This is a genomic window from Sorangium sp. So ce426 (genome assembly GCF_051475585.1).
Lineage (GTDB): Bacteria > Myxococcota_A > Polyangia > Polyangiales > Polyangiaceae > Sorangium > Sorangium cellulosum_B.
This window is the reverse complement of sequence record NZ_CP150341.1, coordinates 7,374,266-7,389,144: the sequence shown is the minus strand read 5'-3', so window position 1 is coordinate 7,389,144 and position 14,879 is coordinate 7,374,266. Positions and strand designations below refer to the sequence as shown.

Annotated in this window: 9 protein-coding genes; 3 read left to right on the top strand and 6 right to left on the bottom strand. The window is 70.8% G+C overall.

Going from position 1 to position 14,879, the window contains the following annotated elements:
- The first annotated feature begins 86 nt into the window (after positions 1-86).
- Positions 87-1,211 carry a phospholipase D-like domain-containing protein gene (locus WMF44_RS27465; protein WP_437292998.1) on the top strand — a complete coding sequence of 375 codons (1,125 nt, stop codon included), beginning with the start codon at positions 87-89 and terminating at the stop codon, positions 1,209-1,211.
- A 146-nt stretch (positions 1,212-1,357) separates the two neighbouring features.
- On the opposite strand, the gene WMF44_RS27460 is transcribed toward WMF44_RS27465, so the two are convergent.
- The 4 genes from WMF44_RS27460 to WMF44_RS27445 form a co-directional block, all read right to left on the bottom strand.
- Complete coding sequence (locus WMF44_RS27460; protein ID WP_437292997.1) at positions 1,358-3,328, bottom strand: serine/threonine-protein kinase; 1,971 nt, start codon at positions 3,326-3,328, stop codon at positions 1,358-1,360.
- A 114-nt stretch (positions 3,329-3,442) separates the two neighbouring features.
- Positions 3,443-3,886, bottom strand: coding sequence for a hypothetical protein (locus tag WMF44_RS27455; protein WP_437301619.1), 444 nt, complete (start codon positions 3,884-3,886; stop codon positions 3,443-3,445).
- Positions 3,887-4,232: 346 nt separating this feature from the next.
- Positions 4,233-9,263: a HAMP domain-containing protein gene (locus WMF44_RS27450; protein ID WP_437292996.1), complete on the bottom strand. Its 5,031-nt coding sequence runs from the start codon at positions 9,261-9,263 to the stop codon at positions 4,233-4,235.
- Between the two features lie 533 nt (positions 9,264-9,796).
- The gene (locus WMF44_RS27445; protein WP_437292995.1) at positions 9,797-10,393 is read right to left on the bottom strand and encodes a hypothetical protein; all 597 of its coding nucleotides are present in this window, start codon (positions 10,391-10,393) and stop codon (positions 9,797-9,799) included.
- Positions 10,394-10,805: 412 nt separating this feature from the next.
- Here WMF44_RS27445 and WMF44_RS27440 point away from each other — a divergent pair, with 412 nt between their 5' ends.
- Together WMF44_RS27440 and WMF44_RS27435 are read left to right on the top strand one after the other, a co-directional pair.
- On the top strand, positions 10,806-11,987 hold the full coding sequence (locus WMF44_RS27440; protein ID WP_437292994.1) for a mechanosensitive ion channel family protein: 1,182 nt from the start codon (positions 10,806-10,808) through the stop codon (positions 11,985-11,987).
- A 304-nt stretch (positions 11,988-12,291) separates the two neighbouring features.
- The gene (locus tag WMF44_RS27435) at positions 12,292-13,410 is read left to right on the top strand and encodes a CBS domain-containing protein (RefSeq protein WP_437292993.1); all 1,119 of its coding nucleotides are present in this window, start codon (positions 12,292-12,294) and stop codon (positions 13,408-13,410) included.
- A 198-nt stretch (positions 13,411-13,608) separates the two neighbouring features.
- Here WMF44_RS27435 and WMF44_RS27430 read toward each other — a convergent pair whose 3' ends face one another.
- Positions 13,609-14,157: a hypothetical protein gene (locus tag WMF44_RS27430; protein WP_437292992.1), complete on the bottom strand. Its 549-nt coding sequence runs from the start codon at positions 14,155-14,157 to the stop codon at positions 13,609-13,611.
- 10 nt (positions 14,158-14,167) lie between these two features.
- Positions 14,168-14,674, bottom strand: a complete 507-nt coding sequence (locus WMF44_RS27425) for a YtxH domain-containing protein (protein ID WP_437292991.1) — start codon at positions 14,672-14,674, stop codon at positions 14,168-14,170.
- Positions 14,675-14,879 lie beyond the last annotated feature (205 nt).

Here is a 14,879-nt window from a genome sequence, read left to right as displayed (position 1 = left end):
CGACGTTTCCTGGCTCCAGGGCGGACTCCAGCACCGGTCGCGCTGGGGCAGGGGGCGCTCTCCACACGACGCGCCTCCTCCCCGGGATGAAATGGGTGCTCGAGTCGCTCCTCGACGACATCGCGCTCGCCCGGGAGCGGATATGGATCTCCACGTACATCTACCGCAACGATCTCATGGGTCGTCGCTTCGCCGACGCCTTCGCGAGCGCCGCGCGGCGCGGCGTGGATGTCCGGCTCCTGTACGACGCGCTCGGCAGCCACACGACGCCGGCGGCGTTCTTCGAGGACATGCGGGCTCGCGGCATCCGCGCCCGCGCCTACAGGCCGCTGGGCGCCGTGCTCCGCGGGGGCGCCCTGTTCCCTCGGGAGCACTCGCGCATCGTGGTGATCGACGGCGCCGGGTACGTCGGCGGCGCTGCGTGGGCCGACGAGTGGCTGCCGCGCGACGAGGGCGGCGACGGATGGCACGAGGTCTGTAGCCGGGTGATGGGGCCCTGCGTGACCGACATGGCGCGGGCGTTCGAGTGCCGCTGGATGCTCGCCGACGAGCTCGCGGGGCGCTCCTTCGATTACTGGACGGGCGGCGTCTACGGCGACGTGGAGTTCATCACCGACGCGCCCGCGCCGCCCGCGGTCATCTACGCGCGCCACCTCGCGCGGGTGCGCGCGGCGAGGCGGCGGGTGTGGATCGAGAACGCGTACTTCTGCCCTCCGCGCGGGCTCGAGCGCGAGCTCATCGACGCCGCGCGCCGCGGGATCGACGTGAAGATCATCGTGCCGCGCGACTCCGACCTCCCGGCCATCCGCCACGCGAGCCTCGCGCGGTACACCTCATGGCTGGAGAACGGGCTCCAGATCCACGAGTTCCTCCCGTCGATGCTCCACGCGAAGTTCGCGGTGATCGACGACGACTGGGCGACGGTGGGGACCTTCAACGCGAACCCGACGAGCCTGAGGTGGGTGAGCGAGGCGAACCTCATCGTCAAGCAGCCCGCCTTCGTGAGGGACGCGGCCCGCCTGTTCGAGCAGGACCTCGGGCGGAGCGAGGCTGTACGCCTCGACAACCTGCCCAGGCAGGGCCTCTTCGCGCAGGCGCGCAACGCGCTGTGGAGCTTCGGCCTCGACCTGGTGGAGCCTCGCTATGCGGGCGCGGGCGCGCTCCACGAGGCCGAGCGCGAGGGCGGGTTCCTGCGGGCGCTCGGCGTCTAGAGCGCCCATCTCATCGATCCACCGAGAGATGAACCGCCAAGCGCGCCAAGGACGCCAAGAAGAGGATAAAAATCCTGGCATCCTTGGCGTCCTTGGCAGTTCGAAACTCTGCCCTGTTCAGGCGGTTTCAACCGGTGTCCGAGGCGCTACGGCGCCGCTGGAGCGCTCGAAGAGCCCTCCGCTGCGCCGGCGTCCGCCGCCGGCGGCCCCTCCTCGGTGGTCGCCGGATGGTGGACGCCCGGCTCCTTCTCGGCCGTCCCGGCGTCATCGTAGACCTCCACGGGGCTCGTCGGCGCCTCGGCGGCCGGCGCCGGCGGGCAGGCCGCTTCCCCGCCTTCCCGGCCTTCGCCAGCCGGACAGTCGGCGCTCCCTGGCCCCTGCGCCGAGCCGGCGGCGACCGGCTGCGCAGTCGAGGCCGGCGCCTCCGCGCCCGCGCTGGGCCCGGACGACCCGGGCGGCGCGCTCGCCGCCGGCGCCGGCGGCTTCCCTGTCGCGGCTGGCGTGCTCGCCGCCAGCGCCGCGATCGCGGCCCGCGTGGCGGCCGCGGCCGGCGCCTGAGGCGCGGGGGCCGCGGCCTTCAGCGCGCGCGCCGGGCGCGGCGTCGTGGGCCCGGTCGGCGGCGCCGCGCTCCCGTGCGCCACGCCGGCCGGAGGGGAGCTCACCTCGAGCGCTGGCTGCGCCGGAGACGGCGCCGCGGCCACCCTCGCCACGGGCTGGACCGGCAGCGCCGGCGTCGACCCGCCCGCGCGACCGGCCTTGCCCAGCGCGACGCTCCACACCGCCGCTCCCGCCAGGGCCACGAGCCCGGCCGCCGCGACGCCACGGAGCGGAAAGCGCTCCCGCCACGACGACCGCGGCGACGGAGGCGCCGCCCCCGGCAGATTCACCATCGCGGTCGCCTCGGACCACGCGCGCTCCCCGCTCTCCTCGATCCCCTTGCGCTCCGCCGCCCCCGGCGCGCCGTGACCCGCCGCCGCCCCCGGCGCGCCGTGACCCGCCGCGGCCGTCGCGGGCAGCGGCAGCTCCAGGGAGTCGTCCGCGCGGCGCGAGTGCAGCGTCGGCGCGGAGCTCACCGCATCCAGCCGCGGCGACGGCGACGGGATCTGGCTGGACCGCTCGTCCAGCCATTGCGCGCGGAGCGACGCGCCGCACACGTCCTCCGAGACTCCCCTCGAGACAAGCCACGTCGCGAGCGCGCTGCCCAGCTCGCGCATGCTCCCCCAGCGATCCGCCGGATCCTTGCGCAGCCCGCGCTCGATGATCGACCACAGCGCCGGATCCGAGCCGCACCGCTCGACGAGCGAGCGCACCGGATCCTGGATGATCGCGCGCAGCGTCCCGAACCCGTTCTCCCCCGCATACGGCGTCTCACCCGCGATCACCTCGTACAGCATCGTGCAGAGCGCCCAGACGTCCGCGCGATGATCGATGTGGCCTTGCCCGAGCGCCTGCTCCGGCGGCATGTACTGCGGAGTCCCGATCACGGCCGCGCCCGTCGATCCGGACTCGGGCTCGGTCCACGTCACCTTCGCGATCCCGAAATCGACGACCTTGGGCCTTATCCGCCCGTCGCCCTGATTCGCGAGCATCACGTTGTCCGGCTTGAGATCCCGGTGGACGACGCCCCGCTCGTGGGCCGCGTGCATCGCGCTCGCGACCGGCAGCACGATCGCGACCGCCACCTCGGGGGCGAGCCGGCGCTCGCGGCAGAGCACGTCCCGGAGGGCCTCGCCCTCCAGGAGCTCCATCACGATGTACGGGGTGCCGCCCGCGGTCTTGCCGAGATCGAAGACACGCACGATCCCGGGGTGGCTGAGCTTCGCCGCGGCCCGCGCCTCGCGCAGCAGGCGCTCGGCGATCGCGGGAGAGCGCATCTCCGGCCGCAGCACCTTGATGGCCACATTGGCCTCGAGCGCCGTGTTCGTGGCGACCCAGACAGACCCCATCGCGCCCTCTCCCGCTTTGCGGAGGAGCTGGTATTTCTCGCCCACCACCGTGCCCACCTCGAAGCATTCCCCTGAGGTGTGCTCGAACGCCTGGGTCATGTTGCTCGACATGCGCTCTCCTGCCGTCTGCTCCGGCCATCCGCCGCTCGCCACGCGCCGAGTCTGGAGCATCGCGTGTGCCAGGCGAACCGCTCGGGGAGCTCCTGAAACCCTGCACGGGCGCGTCAGCGGCAGCGCGCCTCAGCGAGGCAAGTTGCCACGTGCCTCCCGCCTTCCCGCGACCGCTCAGATGAAGCTGTCGTAAGGACGCCGCTGCGAGCTCTCGCTCCGGACGTCCTCGGCGCCGGCATACTCGAGGATCAATTCCAGGATCTCTGCGTCTCGCTCGGAGGAAGCATTTACGCCCACGAGGATCGCGCCTTGTCGTAGGCCGCTGTCGTAGATGCTCGCCCGGCGCTCGGGAATGCCGGCGCTCACGAGCGCGTCGACGAGCCCGCCGGCCGCGCCGCCCGCGCAAGCTCCGGCGAGCGCGGCCCCGATGGGCCCCGCCGCCACGAGCCCCAGGCCAGGGAACACCACGCCCGCGCCGAGCACCACGAGCGCGGTCGAGGCCGCCCCCGCCGCCCCGCCGAGGCCCGCCGCCGCGCCCGCGGCTCCGTCCACGGCGCGATGGTCGCGCCCCGCGCTCATGACAAGGCTGATGGCGTCACGCGTGTATCCGCAGCTCATCACGCGCTCAACCGACCTCTCGGCGTCCGACCACGTCCTGACAAGACCGGTCACCAGCTTTGGCCTCACCTACAGCTCCTTTCCCGATGAACGTCCTCGCGCGCGCGCCCTGCCTGTATTCTGGAAACCCACATCGCCACAGAAGGCGACAGCAGGCGGCATGCCAAATGAAAATGCGGAAAATGCTCGGTACTCTGCGCAGTCGATCCCCCGTGGGCCGCGCAAGAGCTTGCGCAGGTGCGCCACACTGAGGCGTCGTTGCAGCGCGGACGAAACTGCCGGACGTGCTCGGGGGCGATCGCGGGGCGTTGTGTGGAGAGCGGCGGTGACGGGAGATGGAGCGAGCTCAGCGATGCAGCCAGATGCGGAGCTGCGCCAGCAGCTGCTCCGTGTCGACAGGCTTCGAGGTGTAGTCGGTCGCGCCCGCCTCCAGGCACTTCTCCCGATCGCCTTTCATCGCCCTCGCCGTGACGGCGATGATCGGTAGCGTCTGGAATGCCGGCTGTTTGCGGATTGCGCGGATCGTGTCGTATCCGTCCATCTCCGGCATCATGATGTCCATGAGCACGACGTCGATCCCGCTCGTGCTCCCCAGGAGCTCGATGGCGGCCTTCCCCGTCTCGGCGGTGAGGGGGGTCATCCCGTAGCTCTCGAGGACGGTCTTCAGCGCATAGATGTTGCGGAAATCGTCGTCGACGATCAGCGCACACTTGCCGGCGAGCGCGGAGGTCGACTCGTGGAGCTGCTCCACGATGAGCCGCGCCGGCCCCGGCAGATCCGAGAGCCGGCGGTGCAGCGCGAGCGTAATCTCGTCGAGCAGGCGCTCTCTCGACTGGACGTGCTTCACGGGCAGCTTCTGCGCCAGCCGGGAGAGCTGCGCCTCGTCCTCCCCGGCGACGCCGGCCGGCGCGTACACGATGGCCGTGAGATCCGCGAAGCGCCCCGCGCGATCGAGGCGCTCGATGAGCTCGAGGCCGGGCATGTCCGGCAGGCGCAGGTCGATCACGATCGCGTCGAACGCCTCGCGATCGAGCGCGTCGAGCGCCTCCTCGGCCGTCGCCGCGCTGGCGACCGTGACCGCCTCGTCCCCGAGCAGCTCGGTCACCGGGGCGAAGGAGGCCTCGTCCGGCGCGACGACGAGCAGCCGGCGCCGCGGCGAGCCGATCAGCCCGGCGAGCCGCGCGAACGCCTCGTCGAGCGCCGTCCTGCTGCTGAGCGGCTTGTTGAGCAGGCCCACCGCGCCCATCCGCCGCGCGCGGCTCCGCTCCTCCTCCGTCTCTGTCGTGATCACCTGGACCGGGATGTGCCGCGCCGAGAGATCCCGCTTCAGGCAGTCGAGCACGCGCCACCCGTCGACGTCGGGCATGTTGATGTCCAGCGTGATCGCCGCGGGCTGGATCTCTCGCACCAGCGCGAGCGCTGTCGCGCTGCGGAGCGCGACGACCGCCTTGAAGCCGTGCTCCCGCGCGACATCCACGAGGAAGCGGGCGAACACGGTGTCGTTCTCCACGATCAGGATCGCGCGGTCGCCGGGGCGGACGCTCTCGCTGTCGTCGATGATCTGGACGTCCGCGCTCGCGGACGTGCGATCCGACGGCCGGCTGCTGTGGACGGCATCCTCGATGGACGGCGGCGCGTCGAGGACGTGAGTCGGCTGCCGCCGCGCCGCCCGCACGGGCCGGAAGGTGCGCGGCAGGTAGAGCGTGAACGTGCTGCCGCGGCCGGGCGCGCTGACCAGCGTGAGATCGCCGCCGAGCATCCCCGCGATCTCCCGGCTGATCGCGAGCCCGAGCCCGGTGCCGCCGTACTTGCGGCTGGTGCTCCCGTCCGCCTGCTGGAACGCCTCGAAGACGATCTGCTGCTTGTCCGGCGCGATCCCGATCCCCGTGTCATGGACGGAGAGGGCGATCACCACATCGGCCCGGCTGAGCACTTCGTTCTCACGGCTCCAGCCGCCGCGGGCCACTGTCACCTCCAGGACCACCTTGCCGCGCTCGGTGAACTTGAAGGCGTTGGAGAGCAGGTTCTTGATCACCTGCTGGAGCCGCTTCGCGTCGGTGAACATCGACGCCGGCAGCGTCGACGAGAAGGAGAGCTCGAAATCGAGCTTCTTCGCCTCGGCGACGTGCCGGAACGTGCGGCGCACGTAGTCCGAGAGGTCCGTGAAGCTGATCTCCCCGACGTCGACGACGACGGTGCCCGACTCGATCTTCGTGAGATCGAGGATGTCGTTGATGAGCCCCAGCAGATCGGTGCCTGACGCGTGGATCGTCTTCGCGTACTCGACCTGCCTCGCGGTGAGGTTCTGGTCGTTGTTCCTGGAGAGCTGGTCCGACAGGATGAGGAGGCTGTTCAGCGGGGTCCTGAGCTCATGGGACATGTTGGCCATGAACTCCGACTTGTACTTGGACGTGAGGGCGAGCTGGCGCGCCTTCTCCTCCAGGGCCTGGCGGGCCTGCTCGACCTCGTGGTTCTTCCGCTCGACCTCCACGTTCTGCTCCGCCAGGAGGCGCGCCTTCTCGCCGAGCGCGGCGTTCGTCTCCTGGAGCTCCTCCTGCTGGCTCTGGAGCTCGCGCGCCAGCGACTGGGACTGCTTGAGCAGGTCCTCGGTGCGCATGTTGGCCTCGATCGTGTTGAGCACGATGCCGATCGACTCGGTGAGCTGATCGAGGAACGCCTGGTGGGTCGGGCTGAAGCGCTCGAGCGACGCGAGCTCGATGACGGCCTTCACCTGCCCCTCGAAGAGCACCGGCATCACGATGATGTTGACCGGGGGCGCGTCGCCGAGGCCGCTCGTGATCGTGATGTAATCGGGGGGCGCGTTGACGAGGAGGATCTTCTCCTTCTCGAGGGCGCACTGCCCGACGAGCCCCTCGCCCAGCTTGAACTGGTTGTCGACGTGCTTGCGCTCCTTGAACGCGTAGCTCGCGAGCAGCTTCAGGACGGGCTCCTCGCCGGAGGCATCCATGATGTAAAAGACGCCCTGCTGCGCCGTCACGACGGTGGCGAGCTCGGACAGGATCCTCCGGCCGACGGTGAGCAGATCCTTCTGCCCCTGGAGCATGCGCGAGAACTTGGCGAGGTTGCTCTTGAGCCAGTCCGTCTCGCTGTTCTTCAGCGTCGTGTCCTTGAGGTTCCGGATCATCTCGTTGATGTTGTCCTTCAGCGCGGCGACCTCGCCCTGCGCCTCGACCTTGATGGACCGGGTGAGATCGCCCTTGGTCACGGCGGTGGCGACCTCGGCGATCGCGCGCACCTGCGTGGTGAGGTTCGCCGCGAGCTGGTTCACGTTGTCGGTGAGGTCCTTCCACGTGCCGGCCGCGCCGGGCACGCTCGCCTGCCCGCCGAGCTTGCCCTCGACGCCGACCTCGCGCGCCACCGTCGTCACCTGATCCGCGAACGTCGCGAGCGTCTCGATCATGCCGTTGATCGTGTCCGCGAGCGCGGCGATCTCCCCCTTGGCGTCGACGACCAGCTTGCGCTTGAGATCGCCGTTGGCGACCGCGGTCACGACCTTGGCGATGCCGCGCACCTGGTTCGTCAGGTTGCCGGCCATCGAGTTCACGTTGTCGGTGAGGTCCTTCCAGGTGCCGGCGACGCCGCGGACGTCGGCCTGCCCGCCGAGCTTTCCCTCGGTGCCGACCTCGCGGGCGACGCGGGTGACCTCGGAGGCGAAGGAGCGGAGCTGATCGACCATCGTGTTGATTGTGTTCTTGAGCTCCAGGATCTCTCCCTTCACGTCGACCGTGATCTTCTCGGAGAGATCGCCGTTGGCGACGGCGGTCGTGACGGCGGCGATGTTGCGCACCTGGGAGGTGAGGTTGCCTGCCATCGAGTTCACGGAGTCGGTGAGGTCCTTCCAGGTGCCAGCGACGCCGCGGACGTCGGCCTGCCCGCCGAGCTTTCCCTCGGTGCCGACCTCGCGGGCGACGCGGGTGACCTCGGAGGCGAAGGAGTTGAGCTGGTCGACCATCGTGTTGATGGTGTTCTTGAGCTCCAGGATCTCGCCCTTGACGTCGACGGTGATCTTCTTCGAGAGATCGCCCTTGGCGACGGCGGTGGTGACGGTCGCGATGTTGCGCACCTGGGCCGTGAGGTTCGACGCCATCGAGTTGACGGAGTCGGTGAGGTCCTTCCAGGTGCCAGCGACGCCGCGGACGTCGGCCTGCCCGCCGAGCTTTCCCTCGGTGCCGACCTCGCGGGCGACGCGGGTGACCTCGGAGGCGAAGGAGTTGAGCTGATCGACCATCGTGTTGATGGTGTTCTTGAGCTCAAGGATCTCGCCCTTGACGTCGACGGTGATCTTCTTCGAGAGATCGCCGTTGGCGACGGCGGTCGTGACGGCGGCGATGTTGCGCACCTGGGAGGTGAGGTTGCCTGCCATCGAGTTGACGGAGTCGGTGAGGTCCTTCCAGGTGCCGGCGACGCCGCGGACGTCGGCCTGCCCGCCGAGCTTTCCCTCGGTGCCGACCTCGCGGGCGACGCGGGTGACCTCGGAGGCGAAGGAGCGGAGCTGATCGACCATCGTGTTGATGGTGTCCTTGAGCTCCAGGATCTCGCCCTTGACGTCGACGGTGATCTTCTTCGAGAGATCGCCCGTGGCGACGGCGGTCGTGACGGCGGCGATGTTGCGCACCTGGGAGGTGAGGTTGCCTGCCATCGAGTTCACGGAGTCGGTGAGGTCCTTCCAGCTGCCGGCGACGCCGCGGACGTCGGCCTGCCCGCCGAGCTTGCCCTCGGTGCCGACCTCGCGGGCCACGCGGATGACCTCGGAGGCGAAGGAGCCGAGCTGCTCGACCATCGTGTTGACGGTCTTGGCGGTCCGGAGGAACTCGCCGTCGAGCGGCCTGCCGTCCACCTCGAGGGCCATCGTCTGCGAGAGATCGCCCTTGGCCACGGCGCCGATGACGCGCGCCGTCTCGGCGGTGGGGTGGACGAGATCGCCGATCAGCGCGTTGATGCACGCGATCTCGTCGGCCCATGCGCCGCTCACCTCGCCGATGAAGGCGCGCTGGGAGAGCTTGCCCTCCTTGCCCACCGCGCGGCTCAGGCGGGCGAGCTCCTTCGCGAGCTTCTCGTTGCGCTCGACGACATCGTTGAACGTATCGGCGATCTTCCCGTCGAGCCCGAGCCAGTGGACGGGCAGCCGCACCGAGAAATCGCCCTTCTTCAGGCCCGTCAGCGACATCAGCAGCGTCCGACGGTCGAGCTCGTCGCTCTCGAGCGGCGCGGCGGCGCGGGGGCGCTCGGCCGGGCGGGCCTTCCTCGCGCGCGCGGCGCCGTCCTGCAGCCCATCCCCGGACGCGGCCTTCTTGCTCTTGCCATTGGCGGCTCTCGCCTTGCGGGCCGCCTTGTCGAGGTCGCTTCGCTGCTCCATGCCGCTGTTCTCCTGGTCCCGCCTGTTGACAGGACCGATCGGTCAGTAAGTCGGTCAGTAAGAAAAATGAGCGCGCGCCCCGGGCGCGGAGGGGCCCAGGGGCGCTCTGGGCCGTCGGAGCCGGTGCCCCGGCGTGATCCCAGGGCGCCGCGCGAGAGGACGGCAGGAGGACAGGCCCTCTCGCCTGGATGGCGGACTCATCCGTAGAGGCTGCGATGGGGCTCTCTGCAGCCGAGGAGCGGGGCCCTCGCTGAAAGGCCGCGAGGCGGCCGTCGGGGCCCCCTCGGGTTCAGGCTTCATGGCACGTCGGCCATGCGCTTCTGCTCCCACCGCGCAGCAGCATGGGCTCGTATTACTAGCAGGCGCTCGGCCGGGCAAGCTTCGCGCCACGCGCAGCACGCAGCGCGCGCGCACGGCGCGCAAGGCGCGCGCGCCCGCGGCGCGCGGTCGGCAGAGCGCGCGCGTGAAGCCGCGGCGGGACACCGGCGGAAGCGGCCCCCCGCGCCGGCGGGGCGGCCCTCCGAGCCGGCGCCTCAGGCCACGTCGGACTTGGGCGTGCGGCGCCTCGTCGGGAGATCGCTCGGCTTGTTGCGCGGCGTGATGATGCTGTAACGCCCTGCCTCTCCCACCCTCTCATGGACGCCCGACTCCATGGCATCTCTCGCGGTCCTGAGCGGCGGCAGCCATCGCGACACGTTCGCGAGGCACGAGGTGCGCTCGGGAAAGGGAGAGTGACGGGGGGGCGGCCTCTCCGTCGCTCCGCGGAGCGGCCGCTCCGACGCCGCGTCGTGCGCCCGCTCTTCGGCGGCTTCAACCGGCCGCTCCGGTGGCCCGTCAACCGGCCGTTCCGCGGCGGTGTCGTACGGCCGTTCCGCGGCGGCGTCGCACGGACGCTCCGGGGTCGCGCTGTGCGTCCGCTCCGGGGGGGACCCGTGCGGCGGCGCGAACGGGGCGGCGCTCTGCGCTGGGAGCGTGCCGGAGGACGCGCGCCGCTTCGCGGTGGTCGCGGCGATCCGGTGCCGGAGATCCTCGACGTGCCTCGCGAGCCGCTCGGTCTCCTGCGTGAGCCGCGTGAAATCCTCCTCGGTGAGCCGAGTGAAATCATCGACCTGGCTTCTGCGCTCTGACATAAACGATCCCTTTGCCGCGTCTCTTCAGCCGATCTCGACGCGCCGTCGGCTCCGCTGCACCTCCCGTTGCGTTTGCACACCGCATGCCGCGCCGCTCGGGTCGGTCGCACGCACCCGGCGCGGGTCGAGCGACGCTGGCGCGGATCGCCGCAATGGGGCGCGCCGGCCTCCATCCGTCCTCGCGAGCTCTCGTCGGCGAGCGGCGGAGATAGGGCTGGACGCGCGGGGGAGGGGTCCGCGGCACGCCGTGTGCCGTGGGGACGCCGCACACACGATGGATGAGCCCGGCGCGCCTCGCTTGGTAAGGGCCCTCTCCGCCGCTCTCCAGAGCGCGGCGGGGAGGCCCGTGTCCCCGGGGCTCCAGGCCACGGAGGCGCGCGCGACGCTGGTGCGCTGGTGAAGGAGTGGACGCATGCAGAGCTCGAACTTTGAATCGCTCGGCGCCCGGCTGGGGATCCCGGGGGATGGAGTGTGGCCGTGGGTGATCGTCGCGGCGAGCGTTCCGGTCGGCTTCGGGCTCGCTCGCATCGCCGCGGGCGTCTTCCGGCGCGCCGGTTCGGTCGTCGCGCGGCGGACCGCGACGCCGTGGGACGAAAAGACACTCGACGCGGCAATCGGCCCCGTGACCCTTTGTCTCGGGGTCGTCCTGACAGCGGGCCTCGCCAAGCTCACGCGGCTCGGCCAGGGCCTCGTGACCGATCTGCGCTCGCTGCTCTCGGCGCTGTTCATCGGCGGGGTGGCGTGGCTCCTTCTGCGCATCGTGGGGATCCTCACCGAGGTGCTGGACGCGCGCGCCTTGCGTCACCTCGAGGAGGGGAGCGAGTCGTCCCGCGGGCTCCGCACCCAGGCGCGCGTTCTCGAGCGGGTCGCGCGGGTGCTCATCGTGATCGTGGCGAGCGCGCTCGTGCTCCTGAACTTCGAGGCGGTGAGGAACGTCGGCGTCTCGTTGCTGGCGTCGGCTGGCATCGCGGGCGTCGTGCTCGGCCTCGCGGCGCAGAAGCCGGTCGGCGCGATCCTGTCGGGCCTCCACATCCTGTTCACCCGCCCCATCGACCTCGGCGACAAGGTCGTTGTGGACGGTGAGTTCGGGACGATCGAGGAGATCCGGCTGACCCACGTGGTCGTGAAGATCTGGGACGAGCGGCGGCTCATCGTCCCGACGGCGAGGCTCCTGGACCAGTCGTTTCAGAACTGGACGAAGCACGGGGCGGCGAAGCTGGGCACCGTCGAGATCTACGTGGATTACCGGACCCCGGTGGACGCCCTGCGGCGGCATTTCGAGTCGCTCCTCCCGAGCAGCGCGCTCTGGGACGAGCGCGTGAAGGCCGTTCAGGTCACGAAGGTGACGGAGCGCACGATCGAGGTGCGTCTCCTCGTCTCGGCGCGCGATCCTGGGCAGCTGTTCGATCTGCGGTGCTGGCTTCGCGAGCAGATGCTCCGCTGGGTCCAGGAGCAGGAGGGCGGCGCGTACCTGCCGCAGGAGCGTTTGACCCGGAGCGCCTCTCTCTCGGAAGCGGCAGAGGGTCGTGGTCCGGCCTCGGGCCGCGCGCGCCGGGCTGGAGCGGGCGACAGGCTGCCCGATGTGGCGCCGTGACGGTGTGCGCCCACCATGTAGCGGAACGCCACACCGCGGCATTCAGGCGACGTGTGATGAGCCCGGCATTCGCTGCGTCCCCCGGAATGGCTCCGCGCGCCGCTCCCTCGCAGGTGAGGCGCAGGAAATCGGCATGTGATTTGCAGTAAAATCAGAAAGATCTGGGACAAATGCCCGTCCGCCGAGCCGTTGTCGAGCGCGCGACGAGGTGTTCGCCACGCCCCGGGGGGAGGGGGCAGTGGCACGTCGGAACTGCGCCTCTCGCCATGTGCAGGTGCCTGCGGGAACCCAGGAGCAAGACACCATGAAGTCGGTCATCAGGATCACGCGGCTCGGCGGTGTTGATGTGTTTGTGCATGCGGCGTTCGGCCTGCTGCTCCCGATCGGGGCGCTCCAGTGGGGAGCGCGGCACGGCTGGAGCGGCGCGCTCTTCGGCTGCGCGCTGGGCGCGGCGCTGCTCGGGTGCGTGGGGCTCCAGGCGCTCGTGCAGGGGATCGTGGCCAGGCAGCTGGGGCTGAGGCTGCGGGAGATCCAGCTCTCGCCGCTCGGCCCGATCGTCAGCCGCTCGCGTCCTGCTGTGGGACGGGCGCAGGGCGGCGCGCTCGGCCTTGCGGCGAACGTGGCCCTCGCGGCGCTCTTCGCGCTGGCCGTCGAGGCCGAGCGCGGGGTGGGCGAGCTCGGGTGGATCTCGGCCCTTCAGGCCGCCGAGGCGCCCTCGCGCGAGGCCGCGATCGTGTGGATCGCCAGCGCGAACCTTGGGATCGCCCTGCTCGGCCTGCTGCCGGCGTTGCCGCTCGCGGGGGGGCGCGCGCTGCGCGAGGCGCTCTCGCCGCTCACCGGCGCCTGGCTCGCGACGTCGATGACGGCGGCGCTCGGGCAAGCGGCGGCGGCGGTGCTGTTCTTTATGGGCCTGTTCGGCGGCCAGCTCGTCGTGGCCGCGCTGTCGGCGCTCCTCTTCGTGGAGGCGCGGCGGGAGTGGAGCGCGGCGCAGGCGGTGATGGCGCCCGTGGCGCCGCCCGAAGAGCCTCCGAGCGAGGGCAGGGCGGTCCAGCTGTGGCCTGGCGAGCTCGTGGGCGACGCCGCGCGGCGGATCCTCGCGAGCCAGGAGCCGGACTTCCCGGTCGTCTACGAGGACCGCGTGATCGGGGTCGTGACGCGCACGGACGTCATGTGCGCGCTGGCCGCCGGCCAGGAGGGGTCGTTCATCGCGTGGATCATGCGCTGCGACGTGCCCCGGGTGGAGGCGGACGTGTCGCTCGACGAGGTGGGGCGGCAGATGATCGAGAAGAACACGCCGGTGGTCGCCGTCTTCGACGGAGAGAGCTACCTCGGGCTCGTCAAGCACTCGGACATCGCGGGCGCGCTCACGCGCGGGGGCCGGCTCGGCAGGATTCACCTGGCTCTTCAGGTCGGCTCGGCATAAGCGTTAACCAAGCTTCCCGCCGCGTCCTCCCACAGCCGAACGTTCACGTAAACGTTCACGTTGGTGACCGATGGGGGCTCGGCGGGATTCCCGCCCTCCGGGATCGGGAGCGAGCGTGGTTCCGGACTCAACGACGCTCGAGCAAAGCGCCCCGCCAACCCGGAGAGGGGGCGGGGCGCTTGTCGGCAACCGCGAAGCTCAATCGCCTCGAACGAAATTGAGCTTGAAGGAGACCACGAGCACGAGCGCGTCCTGACTGATGCGGCGCTTGCCCCAGGCGACCCCGATGTGCAGCCCCTCGATCGGATCGAGGTTGGAGGGGAGCCCCACGGTGTGCGTCAGCGTCTTCGTGAAGTTCCACTCAGGCCGCTTGTTCGCGAGCGCCGCGTTGACCGCCTTCATGACGGTGTGATCGAGGATCGAGGGGATCCCCCGGATGTCCGCCTCCTCGAGCTCGACGTTGAACGCCAGGACACTCCCCTTGTTCCTCTCGATGATCTCGGGGCAAATCAGCACCTTGAGCTCATCGAGCCGGATGGTGGGGTTGACGCCCGCGATGGACCACTGGAGCTCCGCCGGGCAGGTGACCCGCAAGCCCAGGTCGTCGGCCAGGGCAATCTCGGTCGCCTTGCCCAGGTACAGCCAGCGATCGGTCGACTCGTCGTCGTCCAGGTGGATCTTCACCGGGAGGAACTCGCCCAGGATCTGCGCGAGATCCTCCCGCGTGATGATGGCTTCGAGCCACACGGCCAGCGCCTCAGCTCAGGTGATGGCCGCTCTCGCCGCCGTGGGACAGCCCAGCTCCCTCGATGCCGTAATGCGAGTTCGCGGAGCCCGCGTCGGACGGCGCGACCGCGCCCTTCACCGCGTCGACCGCGCTGCCGACCTTGTCCTGGACCTTGCGCTCGGCCTGCTCGACCCCGCGGGTCGCCTGGCGCTTCAGGCCGTCGAGGCGGGTCAGGAGCTCGCGGCGCAGCGCCTCGCCCGACGTCGGCGAGAGCAGCAGGGCCACGCCCGCGCCCACCGCGAGGCCGGCGCCGAAGAGGCCGAGCGCCGTGAGCGGGCTCCGCTTGCGCGAGAGCCCGACCCAGCCGAGCACGTCGTCGAAGCCGAGCGCCCCGACCGTGGCGGCGACGCCGGCGACCGCCTTCGCGACGTCGAACGCCGTCGTCTTGGCCGCCGTCGCGGCGACGCCCGCGCCGGTAGCCGCCGACTCAACCACACCCTTCGCAGTCCCCACCGCGCTGTTCATTCGGTTCGTCATGGCTCTTGTCTCCTCGTGACGGACACGACATCCGCCGGTTCGTGTCAGGAAACCATTGCAGGGCCCGGACCAACCGAGAGCTTGCGCCCCGAGCGCCTGTCCCCGGGGCCGCGGAGCGCCGCCGTGGCGCTCGCGTGACGAAACGCCACAGCTGTCGTGACGCGCCTCGGGCGCAACACGCGCCGTGAGACGGGCGCCGGTGAAC

What these genes read in the sequence shown, in the direction of transcription:
- WMF44_RS27465 (WP_437292998.1), top strand. Translation starts at nt 87, where the DNA reads ATGAAATGGGTGCTCGAGTCGCTCCTCGACGACATCGCGCTCGCCCGG.
- WMF44_RS27460 (WP_437292997.1), bottom strand. Translation starts at nt 3,328, where the DNA reads ATGCTCCAGACTCGGCGCGTGGCGAGCGGCGGATGGCCGGAGCAGACG.
- WMF44_RS27455 (WP_437301619.1), bottom strand. Translation starts at nt 3,886, where the DNA reads ATGAGCTGCGGATACACGCGTGACGCCATCAGCCTTGTCATGAGCGCG.
- WMF44_RS27450 (WP_437292996.1), bottom strand. Translation starts at nt 9,263, where the DNA reads ATGGAGCAGCGAAGCGACCTCGACAAGGCGGCCCGCAAGGCGAGAGCC.
- WMF44_RS27445 (WP_437292995.1), bottom strand. Translation starts at nt 10,393, where the DNA reads ATGTCAGAGCGCAGAAGCCAGGTCGATGATTTCACTCGGCTCACCGAG.
- WMF44_RS27440 (WP_437292994.1), top strand. Translation starts at nt 10,806, where the DNA reads ATGCAGAGCTCGAACTTTGAATCGCTCGGCGCCCGGCTGGGGATCCCG.
- WMF44_RS27435 (WP_437292993.1), top strand. Translation starts at nt 12,292, where the DNA reads ATGAAGTCGGTCATCAGGATCACGCGGCTCGGCGGTGTTGATGTGTTT.
- WMF44_RS27425 (WP_437292991.1), bottom strand. Translation starts at nt 14,674, where the DNA reads ATGACGAACCGAATGAACAGCGCGGTGGGGACTGCGAAGGGTGTGGTT.